Below are 25,206 nucleotides of genomic sequence, written 5' to 3'. Positions count from 1 at the left end.
CATGAGCAAGCTTGCCGAGAAAGTCCAGGAAGACCTGATCCGCGCCATCGACAACGATGAGCTGGTGCTGCCCACCCTGCCCGAAGTGGCGCTGAAGGTGCGCGAAGCCGCGGAAGACCCCGACGTGAGCATCCCCGCCCTGTCCAAGGTGATCGGCAACGACGCCGCCCTCACCGCCCGCATCATCAAGGTGGTGAACAGCCCGCTGCTGCGCACCAACAAGGAAATCACCGACCTGCAGATGGCCATCAGCCGCCTCGGCATCAACTACACCTGCAACCTCGCCACGGGCCTGGCCATGGAGCAGATGTTCCAGGCCACCTCCGACGTGGTCGACCGCAAGATGCGCGAAGTCTGGAACAAGAGCACCGAGATCGCCGGCATCTGCCACGTCCTCTGCCGCCACTACACCCGCCTCGCGCCGGACCAGGCCACCCTCGCCGGCCTGGTGCACCAGATCGGCGTGCTGCCGATCCTCACCTACGCCGAAGAGCACTACGAACTGCTGGCCGACTCCATCAGCCTCAACCACGTGATCGAGCGCATCCACCCGATCATCGGCGACCGCATCCTCAAGGCCTGGGAATTCCCCGCCCCGATCGCGCAGATCCCCAGCCAGTACCTGGATTTCACCCGCAACTCCCCCAAGGTCGACTACGTGGACATCGTCCAGGTCGCCACCCTGCAGAGCTACCTGGGCAGCGAGCACCCCTATACCCAGCTCGACTGGAGCCAGGTCCCCGCCTTCGCCAAGCTCGGCCTCGACCCGCAGGTCGACATGCAGGCCGACGAAGACCTCTCCGCCGCCATGGAAGCGGCCATGAGCATGCTGCAGTGATCTAACGGGCGCGCCATCCCTGTCTAGACTCCCTGCATACATGGAGTACCGGACCCGACGGATGCGCGCCCTCTTCCTTCTCTTCGCCCTTGCCTTCGGCAGCCTCGCCGCCGCTGAAGACGTGCGCCTCACCAACGGTGAATGGGCGCCCTACCTCGGCGCCACGCTGCCGCACCAGGGCGTAGCCTCGCGCATCGTCGCCGAAGCCTTCGCCCTGGAGGGCGTCACCGTCCACTGGGAGTTCTACCCCTGGGCCCGCGCCCTGCGCCTGGCCGAGAAAGGCGAGCGCCACGGCACCGCCATCTGGCTGCGCACGGCCGACCGCGAGCGGGATTTCTACGTCAGTGATCCGGTGATCGAGAGCGGCTACGTGCTGTTCCACCGCAAGGACACCGCCCTCGAATGGCAGAGCGTGGAGGACCTCCGGCAGCACCGCCTGGGCGCCACCATCGGCTACGACTACGGCGAGGCCTTCCAGCGTGCCGAGCAGGACGGCCGCCTGCGCGTGCAGCGCCTGGCCGCCGAGGAACAGGGCCTGCGCATGCTCCTGGCCGGCCGCATCGACGTGTTCCCCATGGACAAAGTGGTCGGCATCGCCAACCTGCAGCAAGGCTTCAGCCGCGAGGAACGCAGCCGCCTCACCTTCCACCCCCGGCCCCTGCGCAGCGACACCATGCACCTGCTGCTGTCCCGCTCGGTGCCCGGCAACGAACAGCTCATGGCGCGCTTCAACCAGGGCCTGGCGCAACTGCGCGAAAGCGGCAAGGTCGCCCGCTACCTGCTCGAAGCCGAACAGCCGCTGAGCGCCCTGCACTGACGGCAGGCCGTTCAGGCCGGCGGAAAGCTCACCCGCACCCGCAACCCACCCGCGCCGCCGTCGTGCAGGCTGATCTCGGCCATGTGCGCCCGGCAGATCTCGCCGACGATGGCCAGGCCCAGCCCGGCCCCGCTGGCCTGGGCCGTGCGCCGGTAGAAACGCTCGAACACCCGCTCGCGCTCTTCCGGCGGAATGCCGCTGCCCTCGTCCTCCACCTCCAGCACCGCCGGCGCCATCACCCGCAGGGTCACACTGGCGCCCTTCGGCGTATGGGCCAGGGCGTTGTCCACCAGGTTGCTGAGCAACTCGTTGAGCAGCGTCGGCTCGCCCATCACCCAGGCGCTGTCCTCGGCCTCCAGCGCCAGGGCGATGCCCCGCGCGTGGGCCAGGGGCGCCAGGGCCATCCCCAGCTCACGGGCCAGGGCACCCAGCTCGATGCGCTCGGCACCGCCCTCGGCAATCGCCCGCGCCCCGCTCTCGATGCGGGCCAGGGAGAGCAACTGGTTGGCCAGGTGGGTCAGCCGATCGGTGTTCGCCGCGCTTTCCTCCAGGGTCCGGCGCCAGGCGGCCGGGTCCTGCTCGCGCAGGCCCAGCTCGATCCGCGCCTTCAGGGCCGCCAGGGGCGTGCGCAACTCGTGGGAGGCGTCGGCGATGAAGTCCGCCTGGCGCTGGAACAGCCCGCGCAGGCGCTCGGTGAACCGGTTGAGCGCATCCACCAGCGGCTTGAGCTCGCTCTGCACCACCACCACCGGCAACGGGCGCATGTCGTCCGGCTGGCGCTCCTCCACCGCCGAACGCAGCTGGTTGAGCGGGCGCATCGCCGCACTCACCGCCAGCCACACCAGCCCCAGCGCCGCCAGGGACATCAGCGCCAGGCGCCACAACGTATCCACCAGCAGCCCCCGGGCCAGGCGCTCGCGGGCCTCCTCGGTCTCGGCCACGCGGATTTCCGCCATGCCGTTGATGCTTGCCTCGCTCACCGGGCGCAGCAGGCTCACCACCCGCACGTCCACCCCGCCGTAGTTGGCGTCGTAGAAGCGTGCCAGGGCCGGGTAGTCATCGGTGCGTGGCGTGCCGGGCGGCGGGCCGGGCAGGTTCTCGTAGCCGGAGACCAGCTTCCCCTCGATGTCGGTCACCTGGTAGAAGATCCGCCCCGCGCTGTCGTAGGCGAAGGTGTCCAGCGCCACATAGGGCACATCGGCCTTGAGCCGGCCGTCGGCCTCGTAGAGCCCGGCGGAAATGGCCCGGGCCGACGCCAGCAGGGTGCGGTCGTAGGCGGTGTCCGCCGCCTGGCGGGCATTGAAGTAGGCACTCAGGCTGCCGAGCACCAGCAACACCGCCAGCAGCAGCGCCAGCCGCCGCAGCAGCCGCCCGCGCAGGCTTCCCGACTCACGCATCCTGGTGCTCCAGCAGGTAGCCCAGGCCGCGGAAGGTGACGATGCGCGCCGTGCTGCCCTCCAGCTTCTTGCGCAGGCGGTGGATGTAGATCTCGATGGCGTCCGGGCTGGCCTCCTCGTCCAGGCCGAACACCTGGGCGGCCAACTGGTCCTTGCTCATCACCCGGCCAGGCCGCGCGATCAGCACCTCCAGCACCGCCTGCTCCCGCGAGGTCAGGGTCAGCGGCTGGCCGTCCAGGCTGAAGCGCCGGGTGCCCAGGTCATAGAGCAGCGGCCCGCAACGCTGCTGCTGCTCGCCACCCAGCACCGTGCGCCGCAGCAGCGCCTTCACCCGCGCCTCCAGCTCCGACAGCTCGAAGGGCTTGGCCAGGTAATCGTCGGCGCCCAGGTTCAGGCCCAGCACCCGGTCCTTCACCTCGCCCCGCGCGGTGAGCATCAGCACCGGCAGCGTCTTGCCCCGCCCGCGCAGGCGCGACAGCACCTCGAAGCCATCCAGGCGCGGCAGCCCCACATCCAGCACCGCCAGGGCGTACTCCTCGCTGGACAGCGCCAGGTCCGCCGCCACCCCATCGTGCAGCACGTCCACCGTCCAGCCCGCCGCGCGCAGCGCCTGGGCCACGCTATCGGCCAATTGCAGATGGTCTTCGACGAGCAGGATTCGCACGGTGGAGTCCTCCAGGCTGTAGGAAACGGCCCGCAGTGTAACGGCCAACCACCGGCAAAAAACCGGCCTGCCGAATTCTTTCACGCTGAAAGCCTGGCGAAAGCTTCGCCCCCTAGGATCGCCACAGGGTGGACAAAACCACCCATCAATAGCCGGCCCTGGTTGAGCCGGCTTTACAAGAACAACAACGGAGACCACCGATGCAAACTGCCTCCCGGCAGGCGTTGCCGCCTGCTCGCATCGTCAGCCTGGCCATTGCCGGCTGCACCCTCGCCCCGTTCGCCCAGGCTGACTTCATCAAGGACAGCTCGGCCACTCTCGAAGCCCGCAACATCTACCTGAACCGCGACTTCCGCGAAGGCACCGGCCAGTCCAAGCGCGACGAATGGGCCCAGGGCTTCATCCTCAACATCGAATCCGGCTTCACCGAAGGCACCGTCGGCTTCGGCGTGGACGCCCTCGGCATGGTCGGCGTCAAGCTCGACTCCGGCAAAGGCCGCAGCGGCACCGACCTGCTGCCGGTGCAGGACGACGGCGGCACCCCGGACACCTACGGCAAGCTGGGCCTGACCGGCAAGGTGCGCTTCTCCAAGAGTGAACTGCGCATCGGCAGCCACATTCCCGAGCTACCGGTGGTCAAGGCCAGCGACAGCCGCATCCTGCCCCAGGTGTTCGAAGGCGGCCTGCTCACCTCCAAGGAGATCGAAGGCCTCACCTTCACCGGCGGCCGCCTGCGCGAAGTGAAGGACCGCGCCTCCACCAACTCCGAAGACCTGGCCCTGAACAACAAGAACCGGCGCTTCGCCAGTGGTGCCAGCGGCGACCACTACGACCTGGCCGGCGCCGACTACGTGTTCAGCAAGCAGCTCACCGGGCGCTACTACTTCGCCGAGCTGGACGACGTCTACCGCCAGCACTTCTTCGGCCTGCTCGCCACCCAGCCCCTGGGCAGCGGCACCCTCAGCGCCGACCTGCGCTACGCCATGAGCGCCGACACCGGCCGCGCCGCCGCCGGCAAGGTGGACAACCGCGCGCTGAACGGCATGGTCAGCTACGGCCAGGGCGCCCACAAGGTCGGCCTCGGCTACCAGCGCATGAGCGGCGACACCGGCTACGCCTACATCGACGGCAGCGACCCGTTCCTGGTCAACTTCGTGCAGATCAACGACTTCGCCAACGCCGACCAGCGCTCCTGGCAGGCCCGCTACGACCTGGACTTCGCCAGCCTCGGCGTCCCCGGCCTGAGCTTCATGACCCGCTACATCACCAGCGACAACGCCCAGGTCACCGGCAGCGACCAGGAAGGCCGCGAGTGGGAACGCGACGTGGAGTTCAAGTACGTCGTCCAGAGCGGCGCCCTCAAGGACCTCACCTTCCGCGCCCGCCACGCCGGCTTCCGCTCCAACTTCGCCCGGGATGCCGACGAACTGCGCCTGATCGTCAGCTACGCCCTCGCCATCTGGTGATCCACAATAAGACTCCACAGGAGACAACCGATGAAGACCGCCCTCTCCCGCCTTGCCCTGCTCGCCACCGGCCTGCTGCTCTCCACCCAGCTGATGGCCGAGCCCAAGCGCCCCGAGTGCATCGCCCCGGCCGCCCCCGGCGGCGGCTTCGACCTCACCTGCAAGCTGGCCCAGAGCGCCCTGATGGACGCCAAGCTGCTCAGCAAGCCCATGCGCGTCACCTACATGCCCGGTGGCGTCGGTGCCGTGGCCTACAACGCCGTGGTCGCCCAGCGCCCCGGTGACGCCGGCACCATCACCGCCTGGTCCAGCGGCTCGCTGCTCAACCTGGCCCAGGGCAAGTTCGGCCGCTTCGACGAGAACGCCGTGCGCTGGCTCGCCGGCATCGGCACCAGCTACGGCGCCATCGCCGTGCGCAACGACTCCCCCTACAAGACCCTCGACGACCTGGTCAAAGCCCTCAAGGCCGACCCGGGCAAGGTGGTGATCGGTTCCTCCGGCACCGTCGGCAGCCAGGACTGGATGCAGACCGCACTGCTGGCCAAGGCCGCCGGCATCGACCCGCGCAACCTGCGCTACGTGGCCCTGGAAGGCGGCGGCGAGATCGCCACCGCCCTGCTCGGCGGGCACATCCAGGTGGGCAGTACCGACATCTCCGACTCCATGCCGCACATCCTCGCCGGCAACATGCGCATCCTCGCCGTGCTCTCCGACGAGCGCCTGCCGGGTGAAGACAAGGCCAACATCCCCACCGCCAAGGAACAGGGCTACGACATCACCTGGCCGGTGGTGCGTGGCTTCTACCTGGGCCCGAAGGTGAGCGACGAGGACTACGCCTGGTGGAAGGCCGCCTTCGACCAGCTGCTGGCCTCCGAGGACTTCGCCAAGCTGCGCGACCAGCGCGAGCTCTTCCCCTTCGCCATGACCGGCCCGGAACTGGACGCCTACGTGAAGCAGCGCGTCGCCCAGTACAAGGACATGGCCAAGGAGTTCGGCCTCACTCAGTAAGCGCTCACAAGAGCGTGAACAGACGCTAAGGCCCCGAACAGCCGGCTGAGCGCCCCCGCCAGCCGGCCCTCCGCGCCCCCATTCCGCGAGGAATCCCCCATGCTTTTTCAACGCCTGTTCAGTCTGGGCTGGCTGGTCGCATGCCTGTTTTTTGCCGCGCTCGCCTGGGACTACCACGCCGCCTTCTCCTATGAACCGGTCGGCCCCCGCGCCTTCCCCCTGCTCACCCTCGGGCTGATGGCCGCTGCACTGCTGTGGCAGGTGCTGCGCCCCGGTGCCCTGCTGCACAAACACGACGACACCCCGCTGGACGCCCCCACCCTGCGCAAGGTGATCGCCTGCATCGCCCTGCTGCTGGTCTACGCCGGGCTCTTCGAGCCGCTGGGCTTCATCCTCTCCAGCACCCTCGCCGGCCTGCTGATGGCCCGCCTGTACGGCGGCCGCTGGCTACCCAGCGCCATCGCCGCGCTGGCCATCAGCGTTGGCCTCTACCTGCTGTTCGACAAGACCCTGGACGTGCCCCTGCCGCTGGGCCTCCTCGACTTCCTGGAGTGACGACATGGATACCTTGAGCTACCTCGGCCAGGGCTTCGGCGTGGCCCTCTCCCCCTACAACCTGGTCACCGCCCTGGTGGGCACCCTGATCGGCACCGTGGTGGGCCTGCTGCCGGGCCTCGGCCCGATCAACGGCGTGGCCCTGCTGATCCCGGTGGCCTTCGCCCTCGGCCTGCCGCCGGAGTCGGCGCTGATCCTGCTGGCCGCCGTGTACCTGGGCTGCGAATACGGCGGGCGCATCAGCTCCATCCTGCTGAACATCCCTGGCGAAGCCTCCACCGTGATGACCACCCTCGACGGCTACCCCATGGCCCGCCAGGGCCTGGCCGGCGTCGCCCTGTCGCTGTCGGCCTGGAGCTCCTTCATCGGCGCCTTCATCGCCACCTGCGGCATGGTGCTGTTCGCCCCGCTGCTGGCCAAGTGGGCCATCGCCTTCGGCCCGGCGGAGTACTTCGTGCTGATGGTGTTCGCCATCGTCGCCCTCGGCGGCATGGCCGGCGACCGGCCGCTGAAGACCTTCATCGCCGCCCTGCTCGGCCTGTTCCTCTCCACCATCGGCATCGACGCCAACAGCGGCGTGTACCGCTTCACCTTCGACAGCATCCACGTCGCCGACGGCATCCAGTTCGTCGTGCTGGTGCTGGGCCTGTTCTCGGTGAGCGAGATCCTCCTGCTGCTGGAGAAGACCCACCACGGCCACGTCGCGGTGAAAGCCACCGGGCGAATGCTGTTCAACCTCAAGGAGGCCGCCTCGGTCGCCGTGGTCAACCTGCGTTGCGGGGTGATGGGCTTCATCCTCGGCGTGCTGCCGGGCGCCGGTGCCACCCTGGCCAGCGCCGTGGCCTACATGACCGAGAAGAAGCTCGCCGGCGACTCCGGCAGGTTCGGCAAAGGCGACATGCGCGGCCTGGCCGCCCCGGAAACCGCCATCGGCGCCTCTGCCTGCGGCGCCATGGTGCCGATGCTGACCCTGGGCGTTCCCGGCTCCGGCACCACGGCGGTGATGATCGGCGCACTGACGCTGTACAACATCACCCCCGGCCCGATGCTGTTCCAGCAGCAGCCGGACATCGTCTGGGGCCTGATCGCCTCGCTGTTCATCGCCAACGTCATGCTGGTGATCCTCAACATCCCGATGATCCGGATATTCACCCGCATCCTCGCCGTGCCCAACTGGGCCCTGGTGCCGGTGATCGCCATCATCACCTCCATCGGCGTCTACGCCGTGCACGCCACCACCTTCGACCTGTTCCTGATGGTCGCCATCGGCATCTTCGGCTACATCCTGCGCAAGCTGGACTTCCCCCTCTCGCCGCTGCTGCTGGGCTTCATCCTCGGCGGGCTGATGGAGCAGAACCTGCGCCGCGCGCTGTCCATCTCCAACGGCGAGCTGGGCATCCTCTGGTCCAGCCCCATCGCCATCGGCACCTGGGTGCTGGTAGCGGTGATGCTGGCCCTGCCGCTGGTGCGCATCTGGCGCCGCCGCGCCCGCCGGGAGGCCCTGGCGGATGCGTGATGGCTGGCGCAGCTGGTGGGCGACGCCCCTGGTGGGCGCGGCGGGCGGCCTGCTCGCCAGCCTCGCCCACTGGCCGCTGCCGTGGATGATCGGCGCCCTGGTGGCGGTCATCCTGTTCCGCTGCGCCACGCCCTGGCAGATCCGTGACCTGCCGGGCGGGCGCAAGACCGGGCAATGGATCATCGGCATCGGCATCGGCCTGCACTTCACCCCCCAGGTGCTGGAGCAGGTCACCGCCCACTGGGCGCTGGTGCTCTTCGGTGCCCTGTTCACCAGCCTCTCCAGCGTCCTCGCCATCGGGCTGTTGCGCCGCAGCGGCGAGGACCGCGCCACCGCCTTCTTCGCCTGCATGCCCGGCGGCTCGGGGGAGATGGTCAACCTCGGCCAGCGCAACGGCGCCAGCACCAGCCGCGTGGCCGCGGCCCAGAGCCTGCGGGTGGTGGCCGTGGTGCTGTGCATACCGGCACTGTTCAAACTGCTGCTGGGCGACGGCCCCGCCCTGCACACCAGCGCCCCGGTGGACTGGGCCTGGCTGGCCGTGCTGGTGCCGGCCGGCGGCCTGGTGGCGCTGCTCTGGCAACGCCTGCGCCAACCCAACCCCTGGTTGTTCGGCCCGCTGCTGGTCAGTGCCTGCGCCAGCGTCGCCTGGGACCTGCACATCGGCCTGCCCCCAGGGGCCAGCCAGGTGGGTCAGTTGCTGATCGGCAGCGGCCTGGGCTGCCACTTCGACCGCCCCTTCTTCCGCCGAGCCCCGGCCTTCCTCGCCCGCACCCTGCTGGGCACCGCACTGATGATCGGCTTCGCCAGCCTCTGCGCCTTCGGCATCGCCTGGGCCAGCGCTCTGGACCTGCGCTCCCTGACCCTGGGGATGATGCCCGGCGGCATCGCCGAGATGAGCCTCACCGCCGAGACCCTGCAGCTCTCCGTCCCGCTGGTCACCGCCCTGCAGGTGGCCCGGCTGCTGCTGGTGCTGTTCCTGGCCGAACCGGTGTTCCGGTGCTGGCAGCGCCTGGGTGCATCAGGCCCTGGCGAACCAGGGCGCTGATCCCAGGGTGCATTGACGACTGAGCCCGTCGGACTCCGCCCAACGCGTCCACCTCCCCTCGCTGACGAACACGGCGCATTGAGCCGCCAACGCCCGCCCGTGGCAGCTCCAACGGCGTGAACGGCTGGCTGAGCAATCGGCAGCCGCCCTACCGCACGACCAGCCCGCGTTTAACCTCGGCATCCCCTTTCACCACACGCTGGAGTGCCGCAATGGATGTCGGTTCCGTACTGATCAAGCTGAAGAGCGACTCGATGGAACAGGTCGAGGCCTGGAGGAGCGAAATAGAACGCCGCAAGGCCGAAGCCGTGGAAACCCTCAAGGCGGAGGGCGTGACCGTCGAATCCTGGTTTCACCTGGAGCTGAACGGCGAACCGTTCCTGATCGCCTACATGCGGGCTCATGACATCGCCCACGCGCAGAAGGTGGGCCGGGAAAGCACCTTCGATATCGACCGCGTGCACAAGCGCTTCAAGGCCCACTGGGAGAAGGTCTACCCCGCCCGGCTGCTGGTGGACCTGGAGAACCCTGAATAAGGCGCGCTGCGCCAGGTGCAGAATCCAAAGCAAAAAAAAACGGGAGCCACAGGGCTCCCGTTCTCGATTCAGAGAAAACGCCGGGGCCGATAACGGCCCCAGGCTACAACCTCACCTGCGTTCCAGAAGAAACGCACGGCTAGTCTGGCAAAAGCCGACTGGACGATCCGTTTAGCTTTGGTAACCCGATTGCAAACATATGTAACCGAGCCAGCGTCTGGTCGGCCGCCCCACCGGCGCGGCAGAATGCGCGCCATGAACCTGACCCTGCCCCCCTTCTGCACCCAGCCCGATGCCGCCTGGCCCTTCGCCGAGGCGCTGGAGGGCGTGGGTTTCCACAGCTGCCGCTTCGACCCGGCGGCCCTCGACGACGGCGACTTCGCCCGCTGCAACATCCCCACCACGCCGAGCATCCAGCGCTCGGTGGCCAAGCGCCGTGCGGAGTACCTGGCCGGGCGGCTCTGCGCGCGGGCGGCCTTGCAGGCGCTCACCGGGCAGGCCGAGGTGCCCGCCACCGGCGAGGACCGGGCACCGGTGTGGCCGGCCGGCATCGTCGGCTCCATCACCCACGGCACCGGCCAGGCGGCCAGCGTGGTGGCCCGTGCCGAGGCATGGCGCGGCCTGGGGCTGGACCTGGAGCAGCGCCTGGAACCCGAGCGCGCCCTGCGCCTGGCCGGGGAGATCCTCACCGAGGCCGAACTGCAACGGCTCGACGCCCTGCCGCTGGAGGCCAGGGCCGAGCGGGTGACCCTGACCTTCTCCATCAAGGAGAGCCTGTTCAAGGCGCTCTACCCGCTGGTGGGGGTGCGCTTCTATTTCCATGATGCGGAAGTGCTGGCGGTGGACGGCCACCGCGTGCAGCTGCGCCTGTTGATCGACCTCTCCGCCGAATGGCACCAGGGCCGCGAGCTGCAGGGGCAGGTGCGCCACTACCCGGACCGCCTGCTGACCCTGGTGGCGGTGCGCTGACTCAGGAAGGCAGGCGTTCGCCCTGCCGGCACGGCCAGACCAGGCTGAACTGCGCGCCACCCAGGGCCTCGCTGCGGCCGATCTGCGCACGCCCGCTGTGCCAATAGATGATGCGCCGGACGATGGACAGGCCCAGGCCATGCCCGCCGGAGGCGCGGGTACGGCTGTCGTCCAGCCGCAGGAAGGGGGTGAAGATGCGCTCCCAAGCGCTTTCCGGCACGCCGGGGCCGTCGTCCTCCACGTCGATGCGGCACAGCGCTTCGCCGATCTGGAAGCTCAGGCGCACACGCGACTCGGCGTGGCGCATGGCATTGCTCACCAGGTTCTGCAGGGCCCGGTGCAGATAACGAGGCTCGGCCTCCACCCAGGCGCCCTCCTCGACACGGCCGAAGGCATGGCCGCGCTCGACGCGGATGGCCGGGCGCAGCGGCGCCAGCTCGGCGATCACCTGCTCCATCAGCGCATCCAGGTCGACCCGCTGGAAGTTCAGCGCCGGCGTGCCCTGCTCCAGGCGGGCGTAGGTCAGCATCTCGTCCACCAGCTTGTCGAGTTCCTGGATGTCGCCGTCCATGCCTTCCATGTACTTGCGCCGCGCGGTGTCGGTCTCGGCGTCGGCGATCATCTCCAGGCCGAAGCGCAGCCGCGCCACCGGCGTGCGCAGCTCGTGGGACACCGCCCGCACCAGCTCGCGCTGCACCGAGAGCAACTGCTGCAACTGCTCGGCCATGCCGTTGAAGGCGGCCGCCAGGCGCCCCACCGAGTCGGCGCCGCGGGCCGGTACGCGGGCGTCCAGCTTGCCGTGGGCGATGCGCGTGGCCGCCGCCTCCAGCCCCAGCAGGCGCCGCTCCAGCTGGCGCACCAGCAGATAGATGGTGAGGCCGATCAGGCTCAGCCCGAGCACGCCGATGAGGATCAGCAGCTCCGGCGGGTAGGGGTTCATCAGCACCAGCGGGCCGATCTCCAGCACCCAGGGCGTGTCGACGATGCCGGCGAAGATGCGGATGGAGTCGCCGCCCTTGCCCAGGGCCATCACCGTGTCGCCCTCGTCCACCCGGCGCCGCTGGTCTTCGTCGAGGTCGGCGTTCTCCAGGGTCACCAGGTGCAGGTCGAAGCCGAACTGCTTGCTCTCCTTCAGGGCGGCCAGACGCTGCGGCTGTTCGCTGACCGGGTAGCGCACCAGTTCGTCGATCAGCAGGTAGACGGTGGCCCGGGCCAGTTGCTCGCTGATCTGCTGCACCTCGCCAGTGAGCACCAGGTGGTCCTTCTCGCTCACCAGGCTGTAGACCTTGGCGGCGTGGGGGCCGGTCTGCTCCACCATCACCTGGCGGCGCAACACGCGGGAACGCACGCCGCTGTCGAGGCGGTCCTCGTCCAGGTCCTGCAGCGCCAGGGGGATGCCCAGCAGGCGGCTCCACAGCACCAGGGCGCGGCGGCGTTCCACCTGGGTCATGGGTTCGAGGTTGTCGGACATCAGGCGGAAGGTGCCGCGCGCCAGGCTTTCCCGGTAGCGGTCGGCGCGCACCTCGTTGACCTGGTGCAGGGTGAACACCCCCAGCAGGGCCACCAGCACCAGGGTGGCCAGCAGGCCGCCGTAGATGCGCAGGAAGATGGAGTTCATGGCCGCCCCCAGGCCACGGCCGAGCGGGCGGCGCGGGTCATGGCTGGCCGTCGGCCGCCTCGCCGACGAACAGGTAGCCCTTGCTGCGCACCGTCTTGATCAGGCGCGGGTGCATCGGGTCGTCGCCGATCTTGGGGCGGATGCGCGAGATGCGCACATCGATGGAGCGGTCCTGGCCGTCGTACTCGATGCCGCGCAGGGCATTGAAGATCTCCTCGCGGGAGAGGATGCGCCCGGCGTTCACCGCCAGCAGCCAGAGCAGGTCGAACTCGGCGCTGGTCAGCTCGATGCTGCGCTCGCTGAGCCAGGCCTCGCGCATGGCGTTGTCGATCACCAGGCTGCCGAATTCCAGGCGTCGCGGGGTGTCTTCCACGCTGTCGGTCACGCCCTCGCTGCGCCGCAGCAGGGCACGGATGCGCGCCAGCAGCACGCGCGGGCGCACCGGCTTGCACACGTAGTCGTCGGCGCCCATCTCCAGGCCCAGCACCTGGTCCATGTCGTCGGTGCGCGCGGTGAGCATCAGGATCGGGCCGTCGTAGCGCCCCCGTACCTTGCGGCAGATGGACAGGCCATCATCACCCGGCAGCATCAGGTCCAGGATCACCAGGTCCGGGCGTTCCGCCAGGATGCGCGCCACCGCCTGGCCGCCGTCCGACTCGATGGACACCCGCAGGCCGTTGCCTTCCAGGTATTCACGGGTCAGCTCGGCCAGTCGCTGGTCGTCTTCAACAATGAGGATGCGCCAGGCTTCTTGTTCCACCACCTACTCCCACTCCAGCGCCGCGAGGGCCAGGAAAAACGCGCGGATTGTAGCAATGCCGGCCGTTCTGCACAGCGCATGCCAGAACAGCGGAAAAACACTACATATTGTGTTAGCTTGCGCACCCGTCGGCATCCTCGGATCGCCCCTGAAAAGGCCTGCGAAGTGACGACGAACGGCGTACCCCACGCCGCCCAAGGCCTACCCGGCGCCCGCCGGCCGCCGCGCACAGAGCACCCACAACTTATCCACAGCTTGTTCAGTACCCCTCGCCTTGCAATAGCCCAGACAGCGCATTATCTTGTACCCCCATCGCGCAGCACCCCTACATATTGGGGTTTTGCTAGATCACCAGGCACAACCAGAATCAAGTCCCGAAGAGCCTTTTCCGTGCATTCGAACCCGGTGATCCATCGAGAGTCCAACCCACCGCGCTGCCCCGGCAGACGGTGCCGGGGCGAGACGCGCAAGACGTGACCGCCACCGGAAGCGGTGCGCAGCCGGAGCAGGCCGCACCACTAGGTATTGTGTTTCAGTCGTCGTGCCTTAACACGGCGACCCTAGACTTTGTAGGGCCAGGGAGGCACCTGAGTCCGACCTCTCTGCCTTGTAGTACCCACCGCCCGGCCCTGGCCGGCGCGGCGAGCTTTGTAACGGAATAACGGGTGCCCCGGCGCCCAACCAGACCTATACGAACATGGAGACCCCCATGCAGACCGACACCACTCGCGAGAACCCGCAGGCCAACGCGCCGCTGGCAGCCGACTCCGCCCAGGACCTGGCCGCCACCGCTCCCGGCCAGCTGCGCGTGATCAAACGCAACGGCACCGTCGTCCCCTACACCGATGACAAGATCACCGTTGCCATCACCAAGGCGTTCCTCGCCGTGGAAGGCGGTACTGCCGCTGCTTCTTCCCGCATCCATGAAACCGTTGCCCGCCTGACCGAGCAGGTCACCGCGACCTTCAAGCGTCGCATGCCCTCCGGCGGCACCATCCACATCGAAGAAATCCAGGACCAGGTCGAACTGAGCCTGATGCGCGCCGGCGAGCAGAAAGTCGCCCGTGACTACGTGCTCTACCGCGAAGCCCGCGCCCAGGAGCGCGCCAAGCGTGGCGCCGCCGCCAGCGACGTTGCCGTGCCGCACCCGAGCATCCGCATCACCAAGGCCGACGGCAGCGTCCAGCCGCTGGACATGGGCCGCCTGCAGACCATCATCCGCGAAGCCTGCGAAGGCCTGGCCGAGGTGGACGGCGCCCTGATCGAGCGCGAAACCCTGAAGAACCTGTACGACGGCGTGGCCGAGAAGGACGTCAACACCGCCCTGGTGATGACCGCCCGTACCCTGGTGGAACGTGAGCCGAACTACTCCTACGTCACCGCCCGCCTGCTGATGGACACCCTGCGCGCCGAAGCCCTGGGCTTCCTCGGCGTGGCCGAAAGCGCCACTCACCACGAAATGGCCAACCTCTACACCAAGGCCCTGGCGGCTTATGTAGAGAAAGGTGCCGAGTTCGAGCTGATCGACCCCAAGCTCAAGGAATTCGACCTGGCCAAGCTGGGCGCCGCGCTGAACCACGAGCGTGACCAGCAGTTCACCTACCTGGGCCTGCAGACCCTGTACGACCGCTACTTCATCCACAAGGACGGCATCCGCTTCGAACTGCCGCAGGTCTTCTTCATGCGCGTGGCCATGGGCCTGGCCATCGAAGAGAAGGACCGTGAAGCCCGCGCCATCGAGTTCTACAACCTGCTCTCCTCGTTCGACTACATGTCGTCGACCCCGACCCTGTTCAACGCCGGCACCCTGCGTCCGCAGCTGTCGTCCTGCTACCTGACCACCGTGCCGGACGACCTGTCGGGCATCTACAACGCGATCCACGACAACGCCATGCTGTCGAAATTCGCCGGTGGCCTGGGCAACGACTGGACCCCGGTGCGCGCGCTGGGCTCCTACATCAAGGGCACCAACGGCAAATCCCAGGGCGTCGTCCCCTTCCTGAAAGTGGTCAACGACACCGCCGTGGCCGTGAACCAGGGCGGCAAGCGCAAGGGCGCCGTCTGCGCCTACCTGGAAACCTGGCACCTGGACATCGAGGAATTCCTCGAACTGCGCAAGAACACCGGTGACGACCGTCGCCGCACCCACGACATGAACACCGCGAACTGGATTCCGGACCTGTTCATGAAGCGCGTCTTCGACGACGGCAAGTGGACCCTGTTCTCCCCGTCCGAAGTGCCGGACCTGCACGACCTGACCGGCAAGGCCTTCGAAGAGCGCTACGAGTATTACGAAGCCCTGACCGAGTACAACAAGATCAAGGTGTTCAAGGTCGTCCAGGCCAAGGACCTGTGGCGCAAGATGCTCTCCATGCTGTTCGAGACCGGCCACCCGTGGCTGACCTTCAAGGACCCGTGCAACCTGCGCAGCCCGCAGCAGCACGTGGGCGTCGTCCACAGCTCGAACCTGTGCACCGAGATCACCCTGAACACCAATGCCGACGAAATCGCCGTCTGCAACCTGGGCTCGATCAACCTGGTCAACCACATCGTCGACGGCAAGCTGGACACCGCCAAGCTGCAGAAGACCGTGAAGACCGCCGTGCGCATGCTCGATAACGTCATCGACATCAACTACTACTCGGTCCCGCAGGCTCGCAACTCGAACCTCAAGCACCGCCCGGTAGGCCTCGGCATCATGGGCTTCCAGGACGCCCTGTACCTGCAGCACATCGCCTACGGCTCCGACGCGGCCATCGAGTTCGCCGACAAGTCCATGGAAGCGGTGAGCTACTTCGCCATCCAGGCCTCCTGTGACCTGGCCGACGAGCGCGGCGCCTACGAGACCTTCGACGGCTCCCTGTGGTCCAAGGGCATCCTGCCGCTGGACTCCCAGCAGATCCTCATCGAAGCCCGTGGCCAGAAGTACATCGACGTCGACCTGACCGAGTCCCTCGACTGGGCCCCGGTGCGCGAGCGCGTCAAGAAAGGCATCCGCAACTCGAACATCATGGCCATCGCGCCGACCGCGACCATCGCCAACATCACCGGCGTATCGCAGTCCATCGAGCCGACCTACCAGAACCTGTACGTGAAATCGAACCTCTCCGGCGAGTTCACCGTGATCAACCCCTACCTGGTACGCGACCTCAAGGCCCGTGGCCTGTGGGACCCGGTCATGGTCAACGACCTGAAGTACTACGACGGCTCCGTGCAGCAGATCGAGCGCATCCCGCAAGACCTGAAAGACCTGTACGCCACCGCCTTCGAAGTCGAGACCAAGTGGATCGTCGACGCCGCCAGCCGCCGCCAGAAGTGGATCGATCAGGCCCAGTCCCTGAACCTCTACATCGCCGGCGCCTCCGGCAAGAAGCTGGACGTGACCTACCGCATGGCTTGGTACCGTGGCCTGAAGACCACCTACTACCTCCGTGCCCTGGCCGCCACCAGCACCGAGAAGTCCACCATCAACACCGGCAAGCTCAACGCCGTCAGCTCGGTGATCGACGAAGGCCTGCAGGCTGCCCCGGCCGCCGCGCCGCAGCCGGCGCCGGTGCCGAAGGCTTGCAGCATCGACAACCCCGACTGCGAGGCGTGCCAGTAACGCAGTCCCCGGCGCAGCCATCGCGTTGTTGGCCACTCGGCCGGACCCCATCACGTACGGACGTACGCTCAGGGGCTCCGGCCAAGTGTCCGCCTAGCGCTGACTCACGCCGGAAACTGCGACGCGCCCGCAGCCAGCCCTCCCCTCTCCCGCCAGCGGGAGAGAGGGATGGGTAAAGAGGGAAACCTCAAGCAGTACCGAATCCGAACAGCACGTCCACAAACCGGGCGTGCAGGCCAGGCAAAGCACCGCCGGCCAGATGATCGCTTTAGCGTGCAACCCACTTTCACGCATCCAGACACCAGGAGAGGAAACATGCTCAGCTGGGACGAATTCGACAAAGAAGACCCCACCGAAGCCAAGGCCGCGCCCGCCGTTGCCCAGGCCGCGCAGAACGCCGACAAGCTCGACGACGAAGCCGCCGGCTCCGTGCAGGACGCCCGCGCCGTATCGGCTGACGACTCCGACGCCGTCGCCCGCGCCAAGAAGGCCCTCGACGCCCTCGACATCCAGGAAGGCCTGGACGACCTCGAAGGCGCCTCCGCGCGCGTACAGGTCGGCGACAAGCAGATGATCAACGCCCGTGCCGACCTCAACCAGCTCGTACCCTTCAAGTACGACTGGGCCTGGCAGAAGTACCTGGATGGCTGCGCCAACCACTGGATGCCCCAGGAAGTGAACATGAACGCCGACATTGCCCTGTGGAAGAGCAAGGACGGCCTCAGCGAAGACGAGCGCCGCATCGTCATGCGCAACCTCGGCTTCTTCTCCACCGCCGACTCCCTGGTTGCCAACAACCTGGTACTGGCCGTGTACCGCCTGATCACCAACCCCGAATGCCGCCAGTACATCCTGCGCCAGGCCTTCGAAGAGGCGATCCACACCCACGCCTACCAGTACTGCATCGAGTCCCTGGGCATGGATGAAGGCGAGATCTTCAACATGTACCACGAGATTCCGAGCGTCGCGAAAAAGGCCTCCTGGGGCCTCAAGTACACCCGCTCCATCTCCGATCCGCAGTTCAACACCGGCACCCCGGAAACCGACCGCCAGTTCCTGCGCAACCTGATCGCCTACTACTGCGTACTGGAAGGCATCTTCTTCTACTGCGGCTTCACCCAGATCCTCTCCATGGGCCGCCGCAACAAGATGACCGGCACCGCCGAGCAGTTCCAGTACATCCTGCGCGACGAATCCATGCACCTGAACTTCGGCATCGACGTGATCAACCAGATCAAGATCGAAAACCCGCACCTGTGGGATGCCCAGATGAAGGACGAAGCCACCCAGATGATTCTCCAGGGCACCCAGCTCGAGATCGAATACGCACGCGACACCATGCCGCGCGGCGTACTGGGCATGAACGCCGCGATGATGGAGGACTACCTCAAGTTCATCGCCAACCGCCGCCTGACCCAGATCGGCCTGAAAGAGGAATACCCGGGCACCACCAACCCGTTCCCCTGGATGAGCGAAATCATGGACCTGAAGAAAGAAAAGAACTTCTTCGAGACCCGTGTGATCGAGTATCAGACTGGTGGTGCGCTGAGCTGGGATTGATTCCGGGTCGAACCATTAGGACTACTTAAAACGCTTCAACCTGATATGGATTTTCGGGGTAGCGAAGAAAGACGAAACCCCGCCTTGTGCGGGGTTTTTATTTTCCCAAGGTCAGTTATGCGCAAATCACATGCTTTTCTGTTACTGCTTTCCTTCCTGGCCAATAACTACAGTCATGCTGACTTGCTGAAAGGCGAAGAAGAGTATGACAAAGCAATTTTAGCCTCGTCCCAACTACAGGAAATTTTGCTAGAGGAAAAAAGCCACCCAATAGAAAAAGAAGAGTCAGCCAGGAAAGAACAAATGAGAGAAGCTATCCTCCAGAGCACTGCAACATATAAAGATAACCTGGAGACCTCTGCAAAACTTGGCTTCGCACCAGCGCAACACCTTCTTGCCTATACCCTCACATTTGAAAAACCAAAAAACGAAAAAAGAATTTGCGAACTACTTGAACTCGCATCTCACCAGGGCCTACTCGCCTCCAGCCTAGCCAAAAGAACTTCATGTTCCGAATCAAGGAACATTATGAAAATCATTGAGGCACAACAGAAAGCGACACACGATATAGCCACCGGCCTATCAAGCGCCGACCCTTATTCCAGGTTTTACCCAATCCAGGCCTTCCAGCGACCTGAATGTGAAGATCTACCTTCGCTCGGCGAAAACCCCACATTGGAAGAAATGACGGCAGCACTCGCCGCTCCAAAACTAAGCCTCGCCCAGTTCACTGCAGAGGCGCACTTCATTGTTGCCCGTTATGAAAAAAATCTAGAAATCAAGGATGCACTTCAGCACCTAAACCAAGCAGAGGAATCCGGTTGCAAAAGTAAGCATTTAGTTAATATCAAGCGCAATCTGACCAAGCGCCTTGAACAGCAAAAACTTGGTACTCAAAAGAACTAATCCGATTTAGTGCGTAGGGTGGATGACACTCTTCCCATCCACCAACCGGCGCTGAATACGGCACAACGGTGGATCGGTGAAACGCGATCCACCCTACCGGAGCCTGAACGTCGGGTGCCGGGGGAGGTGGAAACGAACTTCCCATTCACCTACCTTCCCACCCGCACCACGGCCAACTCGGGGCGTAGGGTGGATGACGCTCTTTCCATCCACCAACCGGCGCTGAATACGGCACAACGGTGGATCGGTGAAGCGCGATCCACCCTACCGGGGCCTGAACGTCGGGTGCCGAGGAAGGTGGAAACGATCTTCCCGTTCACCCGCACTGCCACTGACTCAAGGAGGGGTCATGTCCAACTACCGCCGCGCACGAATGCCGGGCGGCACCTACTTCTTTACCGTCAACCTGCGTGACCGGAGCAGCGACCTGCTGGTGCGCGAAATTCACCTGCTGCGCCAGACGGTGGGCTTGGTGAAGGCGCGCCTGCCCTTCCATATCGATGCCTGGGTGGTGCTCCCCGAACATATGCACTGCCTCTGGACGCTGCCACCCGGCGATCACGCCTTTGCCGAACGCTGGAAGGCCATCAAATTCGCCTTCTCCAAGCGCCTGCCCGACACCGAACCCCGTACCGACCGACAACGGACGCGAAAGGAGCGCGGCATCTGGCAACGCCGCTATTGGGAACACCTGATCCGCGACGACCTCGATTACCAGCGGCATTTCGATTACATCCACATCAACCCGATGAAACACGGGCACGTCCAACAGGTTCGGGATTGGCCATATTCCAGCTTTCACCGAGCGGTGCGGGACGGCATCTACCCGGCGGATTGGGCCGGGAACGGGGTGGACACCAACGGAGCGCAGTGGGGCGAGTGAGGCCTGCGCCGGGCGAGCCGAGCGCGGCACAACGGTGGATCGATGAAGCGCGATCCACCCTACGGGCCATGCGCCAGGAGTCGGGCGAGGCGTGATGAGGGACCGGTGAAGCCCGGCCAACCGGCCAAGCGCCAGAAGCCATTCGGGGCGTAGGGTGGATGGCGCTCTTCCCATCCACCAACCGGCGTCGAGCGCGGCACAACGGTGGATCGATGAAGCGCGATCCACCCTACGGGCCATGCGCCAGGAGTCGGGCGAGGCGTGATGATGGACCGGTGAAGCGCAGCCTACCGACCAAGTGCCAGAAGCCATTCGGGGCGTAGGGTGGATGGCGCTCTTCCCATCCACCAACCGGCATCGAACGCGACACGGCGGTCGATCAATAACGCGCGATCCACCCGACCCCGCCCTCCCGCTTCCGCCTGACCGATCAGCCATTTCCCACGCAGCAACTGCATTGCCACCTTCCGGGTGCGCCCATAGCCTCCGTCCCCGGCGCCTAAGAAACGCTTACTCACCTAGCGGCCTGACCGCTCCCGAAAGTTCAGCGGCTTTTTTGTGCATGCGGCACACTCGCGCACGCTCAAAACCTCTGTATGTCGGGAGTGGGCTAATACAAGACCCGAAAGGGAAATACGTCCGGCCCTCTAGGTGGGGTTTCTTAACTCCCGACGCCAACAGCCCTGAGAAAGCTGTAAGACCTAGCAGAGGTAATGGACATGCCCGATTCACCCGAGCTCCACGACGAGATCCTCATCCCCACCCTGTTCACCCGCCACCGCCGCCAGCTCCGTGCGTTGCTGCTGGACGACGAGCCCTGGTTCGTCCTCAACGACCTGGCGCGGCTGATCAACCGCGTACCGCTCGACGAACGCGCGCCGCGCAACCTGGACCCGGACCAACTGCAGCCCGCCTGGGTGCGCGACAGCAGGGGCGAGTACCAGCGCGAGCTGCTGGTCAGCGACTGTGGCGTCTACGCGCTGCTGATCTTCTACTACCACCCGGAGAACGGCGGCATCCGCCGCTGGATCAGCCGCGAGGTGATCCCCCGCCTGCGCGAAGAGCGCCACCCGAACGCCCTGCGCCCCTACCGCGACGTGCTGCACTGGCAGGAACGCCCGCTGGAAGTGCTGCACTGGCAGGGCCGCACCTGGCTGGATGCCAGCGAATGCCACCGCCTGCTGCAGCGACCGGCACGGGTGATCGGCTAAGCCCCGCGCCCCACGCAAAGCCCCTGCAGCCGAGCCGTCGCAGGGTGCGCCCGGCAAACGGCCAACGCCCGCTTGCACGCCCCCGTACCACGCCCAGCCCGCCCGGCAGACGCTCCGCCGGTAACTTCCAGACTTTCCCCACAGGGCAACGTCCTTGTCCGCCCCGGCCCCCGGCCCCTACCGTTCAGCCAGTCCGGTGCGCCCACAGGCAGGCCGGACGGCCGCAGTGACCGGCCATGTCCTACCCATAACAAAACGGCACAGTGCGACCCGTTCGACGCTCAGGCGACCAGCGAGCGGGGCCAGAGCCGAGCAGGAGGAAACATGGAACTCGCCTTCGATCGCTACCCCCAGCAGCCCCACGGTGGAACCCTGGTCAACCAGGTGGTGCCCGCCGACCGGGTCCAGGCAGAAATCGCGCGGGCACGCGCCATGCCGTCGATCCGCATCGACCTGGAGGCGGTGATCACCATCGAGATGATCACCACCGGCGTGCTCTCGCCCAACAAGGGCTTCATGAACCAGGCCGACTATCTGTCCGTACTGGGCAGCGGCCGGCTGGCCAACGGCGTGGTGTGGCCGGTGCCGCTGAGCTTCGCCCCGGTGGGCGAGCGCAACCGCGAGGTGATCGCCGCCCTGGCGGTGGGCGATGAAGTGGCCCTGATCGACAACCGCAACGAGCCGGTGGCCATCCTCGCCATCGAGGACATCTTCGATTACGACAAGGAAGAGCGCGCCCGCCAGCTGTTCGGCACCACCGACCGCAACCACCCCGGGGTGGACGCCATCCACCGGCGCATGGGCGACGTCGCCCTGGGCGGCACGCTGCAGCTGCTGCAACGGGTCGACTGGGGCCCCTTCGAGTCGTTGCGCCTGGAACCCCGGGACACCTGGAAGCGCTTCTACGAGGAGCGCGGCTTCCGCTCCGTAGCCGGCTTCATCACCGGCGCCAACCCGCTGCACCGTGGCCACGAATACATCCACCGCAACGCCCTGGAAGGCATCGACGGCCTGCTGCTGCAGCCGCTGGTGGAAATGGCCAAGCGTGAATACGTGCGCCACGAGTACCGCATGCAGGCCTACCGCAACGTGCTGGAGACCTACTACCCGAAGGACCGCGCCATGCTCTCGCCGCTGCGGGTCACCTACATCTTCGCCGGCCCCCGGGAGACGGTGCTGCACGCCCTGATCATGAAGAACTACGGCTGCACCCACGCCCTGATCGGCCGCGACCACGCGGGGATCGGCAGCTATTACGACAAGTACGCCAGCCACAGCATCTTCGACCAGTTCACCCCGGACGAGCTGGGCATCGAGGTGCGCCTGTTCCACGAGGTGTTCTACTGCGTGCGCTGCGCCAGCCACGCCACGACCGAAACCTGCCCCCACGACGAGCGCTACCGGCTGAACATCTCCGGCACCGGCATCCGCGAGATGCTGCGCCACGGCCTGGTGCCGCCCAAGGAGGTGGTGCGCCCGGAGTCGGCCCTGGCGGCCATGCAGGGCATCCAGCCCAAGGGGCTGGGGGACGACGGCGAAGGCACCCTGCCGGTGGCCAAGGTGATCCAGAGCCTGTTCCCCTTCTACACCCGCTTCACCCGCCTGGGCGGCGCACCGCGCCAGCAGCCCCTGGACGCGGACGCCCTCACCGTGCGCGACCTGGAACTGGCCTGCCACGAGGCGCGCACCCACACCGGCGATGTCTACGACGGTGTCTACCGCGAATACACCGCCCTGCTGGACCACAACCGCAGCCTGCAACCGTCTTGGGTGGACGACGCGCGCGACGCCCTGCACCGACAGCAGCGGCGCCTGCTGGATGACCTGGACGAGAAATTCAGGCAGGCCCCGGAGCAGGCCTCCGACGAGTTCATGTACCAGGACCAGGCGGAAGTGCAGCGGGAACTGAGCGCCGCCCGCACCCTGCTCGACGACATCCCCGCAGCGATGGACGCCAACCGCCTCGCCAACCGCGCCTGGAACAGCCTGCCCTACCCCCGCTACCGCGGCGCCGACGACGCCTGACCCCACACCCCACGGCAGCGCCTGCACGGGCTGCCGTGGGTGTTTCTCCCTCCAACAACCGGCATCGAACGCGGCAACGCGGTGGATCGGTGAAGCGCGATCCCCCCTACGAATCGGGGCATGGCAGCAAACGTAGGATGGGCTGAGCTGTGCGAAGCCCATCATTGCCCGAGCGCCGGAGTCGATGCGGTTCGCACAGCTCACCGCATCCTACGGACCCGCCCGTGGTGTCACCGGCGAAGCCCGCTCCCCCCTACGAATCAGGGCATGGCGGCAAACGTAGGATGGGCTGAGCTGTGCGAAGCCCATCATTGCCCGGGCGCCGGATTCGATGCGGTTCGCACAGCTCACCGCATCCTACGGACCCGCTGTCGGGAGCAGGCGGATACTAGATCTGAAAGAAAAGTGCATCCAGCCTTCTATATGGGCGCTCTCGATTCCTGACACCCGCAGCCACTCCCCCGTGCGAGCTCTCGCGCCGATCAGCAAGTGACTGATTTTATTATTGAAAATCAGTCCCCCGTTCAATATGGCATTGACCTCCACGCACCTTGACCCCGTTCAACTGAATGTTGACTGCCGTGCAAAAATGCAATCCATTTTCCCGAAATTCACGGTTTCCCCCTATTCCACCTGTTGTTAGATTTAGCGACCAAGACAATTAATAAACAACATTTCACTTTGTGAGATGGCGACTCAAAGGGGTGCAGCAATGAAAAAAATTAATCATTCGCATGAGGAGCCCTTATTCCCGCTGCACACACTGTAGAAACGAAAACCTGGTACTGAAGTACAAGATTAATAAGCGATCTGGATTCAGCTTTTATTACATAAGCGTGACAGCCTATATATGACCAAGGCACATGCAAAAACTATAAATAGCCCTTGCGTAGATTAAAAAATGCTGAGCGATATCGATCTCTTTGTAACGCTGGTTCGTGCGGGCAGCCTTGCCAAGGCGGGCAAGATACTGGACATGCCGGCCAGCACTGTCAGCCGACGCCTCCAGGCCTTCGAGAAACGAATCGGGGCGACGCTGTTCTTCCGTTCGACCAAATCTCTACGCTGCACCTGCGACGGAGAATGCCTTTACGCCATCTGCAAAGACAGCGTCGACCAATTGAAACAAGCCCTGTCTTCCGTACAAAACGAACGGATCGGGCTGATTGGCAAAGTGCGTATCCAGGTGCCCAGTAGTTTTTTCGAGTGGACGAAGAGTTCGGCAGTTAAAACCCTGCTGGACACTTCACCTGGCATCCGTATCGAAATCATGGTCAGCGATCTGGAGCCCGACCTGATCCTGGAGGGAATCGACCTACTCATCCACATTGGCGAATTGAAAAACACAGGCTGTGTAACGAAAAAGCTGTTCGATACCGAACTCGCTCTTTTTGCATCCCCGCTCTATCTGGAAAGTCACCCGTTCGTCGATAGGCCAGAGCAACTGAGTGAGCATGAAGTCCTGCACCACAACTGCCAGGCAGAGTGCCGTCTTTATGATCAGGACGGGACGCCTGTTCACGTAAGGCTGCACGAGCGGTTGATAACGAAATCGAGCATGGTGCTGCTACAAGCCACGCTTAGCGGCATTGGCATAGGACTCCTGCCATCGCAGTTAGCCCAACGCCATGTCGAGAACGGCTCATTGATCAAGGTCCTGCCGAATCTGACAACACAGGGGCGCCCGGTCTACATCACGTACCTCAATTCACGCTCGCTGTCCGCCTGCGCACGAGCGGTCCTGGAAACAACGCTCTCCAACACCGAGGCATTCGCCACGGAAGACTCGAACTGTCATTTCCTCGGCAATTACGAAGACCTGTAAGCA

The 25,206-nt window shown here is 65.6% G+C and carries 20 protein-coding genes; 16 read left to right on the top strand and 4 right to left on the bottom strand.

The genetic code is table 11. From position 1 onward, the window contains the following. Position 1: 1 nt before the first annotated feature. Complete coding sequence (locus PotMrB4_RS07985; protein ID WP_044407245.1) at positions 2-838, top strand: HDOD domain-containing protein; 837 nt, start codon at positions 2-4, stop codon at positions 836-838. Positions 839-899: 61 nt separating this feature from the next. Further along, entirely contained in the window at positions 900-1,655 is a 756-nt protein-coding gene (locus tag PotMrB4_RS07980) for a substrate-binding periplasmic protein (protein WP_172432963.1), read from the top strand. An 11-nt stretch (positions 1,656-1,666) separates the two neighbouring features. Here PotMrB4_RS07980 and PotMrB4_RS07975 read toward each other — a convergent pair whose 3' ends face one another. Together PotMrB4_RS07975 and PotMrB4_RS07970 are read right to left on the bottom strand one after the other, a co-directional pair. Further along, positions 1,667-3,052, bottom strand: a complete 1,386-nt coding sequence (locus tag PotMrB4_RS07975) for a sensor histidine kinase (protein ID WP_044407252.1) — start codon at positions 3,050-3,052, stop codon at positions 1,667-1,669. After that, a complete protein-coding gene (locus PotMrB4_RS07970) occupies positions 3,045-3,716 on the bottom strand; it encodes a response regulator (protein WP_044407382.1) in 672 nt (223 codons plus the stop codon). Before PotMrB4_RS07970 ends, PotMrB4_RS07975 begins: the two co-directional genes overlap by 8 nt. 200 nt (positions 3,717-3,916) lie before the next feature. On the opposite strand from PotMrB4_RS07970, the gene PotMrB4_RS07965 reads away from it, so the two are divergent. From PotMrB4_RS07965 to PotMrB4_RS07935, 7 genes are all read left to right on the top strand, one after another. Then, positions 3,917-5,182: an OprD family porin gene (locus tag PotMrB4_RS07965; RefSeq protein ID WP_172432962.1), complete on the top strand. Its 1,266-nt coding sequence runs from the start codon at positions 3,917-3,919 to the stop codon at positions 5,180-5,182. A gap of 30 nt (positions 5,183-5,212) precedes the next feature. After that, entirely contained in the window at positions 5,213-6,190 is a 978-nt protein-coding gene (locus PotMrB4_RS07960) for a Bug family tripartite tricarboxylate transporter substrate binding protein (protein WP_044407258.1), read from the top strand. A 99-nt stretch (positions 6,191-6,289) separates the two neighbouring features. Beyond that, positions 6,290-6,745 carry a tripartite tricarboxylate transporter TctB family protein gene (locus PotMrB4_RS07955; protein WP_074969007.1) on the top strand — a complete coding sequence of 152 codons (456 nt, stop codon included), beginning with the start codon at positions 6,290-6,292 and terminating at the stop codon, positions 6,743-6,745. Between the two features lie 4 nt (positions 6,746-6,749). Beyond that, positions 6,750-8,261, top strand: a complete 1,512-nt coding sequence (locus tag PotMrB4_RS07950) for a tripartite tricarboxylate transporter permease (RefSeq protein ID WP_044407265.1) — start codon at positions 6,750-6,752, stop codon at positions 8,259-8,261. Continuing rightward, positions 8,254-9,306, top strand: coding sequence for an AbrB family transcriptional regulator (locus PotMrB4_RS07945; RefSeq protein WP_172432961.1), 1,053 nt, complete (start codon positions 8,254-8,256; stop codon positions 9,304-9,306). Before PotMrB4_RS07950 ends, PotMrB4_RS07945 begins: the two co-directional genes overlap by 8 nt. Before the next feature lie 212 nt (positions 9,307-9,518). Continuing rightward, positions 9,519-9,842, top strand: a complete 324-nt coding sequence (locus tag PotMrB4_RS07940; RefSeq protein WP_044407271.1) for a DUF6176 family protein — start codon at positions 9,519-9,521, stop codon at positions 9,840-9,842. Positions 9,843-10,097: 255 nt separating this feature from the next. Then, positions 10,098-10,811, top strand: coding sequence for a 4'-phosphopantetheinyl transferase family protein (locus tag PotMrB4_RS07935; RefSeq protein WP_197939511.1), 714 nt, complete (start codon positions 10,098-10,100; stop codon positions 10,809-10,811). Position 10,812: 1 nt separating this feature from the next. Here PotMrB4_RS07935 and PotMrB4_RS07930 read toward each other — a convergent pair whose 3' ends face one another. Continuing rightward, entirely contained in the window at positions 10,813-12,429 is a 1,617-nt protein-coding gene (locus PotMrB4_RS07930; RefSeq protein WP_172432959.1) for an ATP-binding protein, read from the bottom strand. Positions 12,430-12,466: 37 nt separating this feature from the next. Next, the gene (locus PotMrB4_RS07925) at positions 12,467-13,189 is read right to left on the bottom strand and encodes a response regulator (RefSeq protein ID WP_172432958.1); all 723 of its coding nucleotides are present in this window, start codon (positions 13,187-13,189) and stop codon (positions 12,467-12,469) included. A gap of 709 nt (positions 13,190-13,898) precedes the next feature. Between PotMrB4_RS07925 and PotMrB4_RS07920 the strand changes: the two genes are divergently transcribed. The 7 genes from PotMrB4_RS07920 (at position 13,899) to PotMrB4_RS07890 (ending at position 25,203) form a co-directional block, all read left to right on the top strand. Then, entirely contained in the window at positions 13,899-16,793 is a 2,895-nt protein-coding gene (locus PotMrB4_RS07920; protein ID WP_074969015.1) for a ribonucleoside-diphosphate reductase subunit alpha, read from the top strand. A 315-nt stretch (positions 16,794-17,108) separates the two neighbouring features. Further along, the gene (locus PotMrB4_RS07915) at positions 17,109-18,353 is read left to right on the top strand and encodes a ribonucleotide-diphosphate reductase subunit beta (protein ID WP_044407281.1); all 1,245 of its coding nucleotides are present in this window, start codon (positions 17,109-17,111) and stop codon (positions 18,351-18,353) included. 117 nt (positions 18,354-18,470) lie between these two features. Further along, a complete protein-coding gene (locus tag PotMrB4_RS07910; RefSeq protein WP_172432957.1) occupies positions 18,471-19,259 on the top strand; it encodes a hypothetical protein in 789 nt (262 codons plus the stop codon). Positions 19,260-19,608: 349 nt separating this feature from the next. Continuing rightward, the gene (locus PotMrB4_RS07905) at positions 19,609-20,142 is read left to right on the top strand and encodes an REP-associated tyrosine transposase (protein ID WP_172432956.1); all 534 of its coding nucleotides are present in this window, start codon (positions 19,609-19,611) and stop codon (positions 20,140-20,142) included. A gap of 719 nt (positions 20,143-20,861) precedes the next feature. After that, on the top strand, positions 20,862-21,353 hold the full coding sequence (locus PotMrB4_RS07900) for a BRO-N domain-containing protein (protein WP_232060809.1): 492 nt from the start codon (positions 20,862-20,864) through the stop codon (positions 21,351-21,353). 324 nt (positions 21,354-21,677) lie between these two features. Then, positions 21,678-23,378, top strand: a complete 1,701-nt coding sequence (locus PotMrB4_RS07895; protein ID WP_172432954.1) for a sulfate adenylyltransferase — start codon at positions 21,678-21,680, stop codon at positions 23,376-23,378. Between the two features lie 901 nt (positions 23,379-24,279). Beyond that, positions 24,280-25,203, top strand: coding sequence for a LysR family transcriptional regulator (locus tag PotMrB4_RS07890; RefSeq protein WP_172432953.1), 924 nt, complete (start codon positions 24,280-24,282; stop codon positions 25,201-25,203). Positions 25,204-25,206: the final 3 nt, after the last annotated feature.

It is taken from the genome of Metapseudomonas otitidis, assembly GCF_011397855.1.
GTDB lineage: Bacteria > Pseudomonadota > Gammaproteobacteria > Pseudomonadales > Pseudomonadaceae > Metapseudomonas > Metapseudomonas otitidis.
The sequence above is the reverse complement of the archived record's forward strand: the minus strand, read 5'-3'. Positions and strand labels throughout refer to the sequence as shown.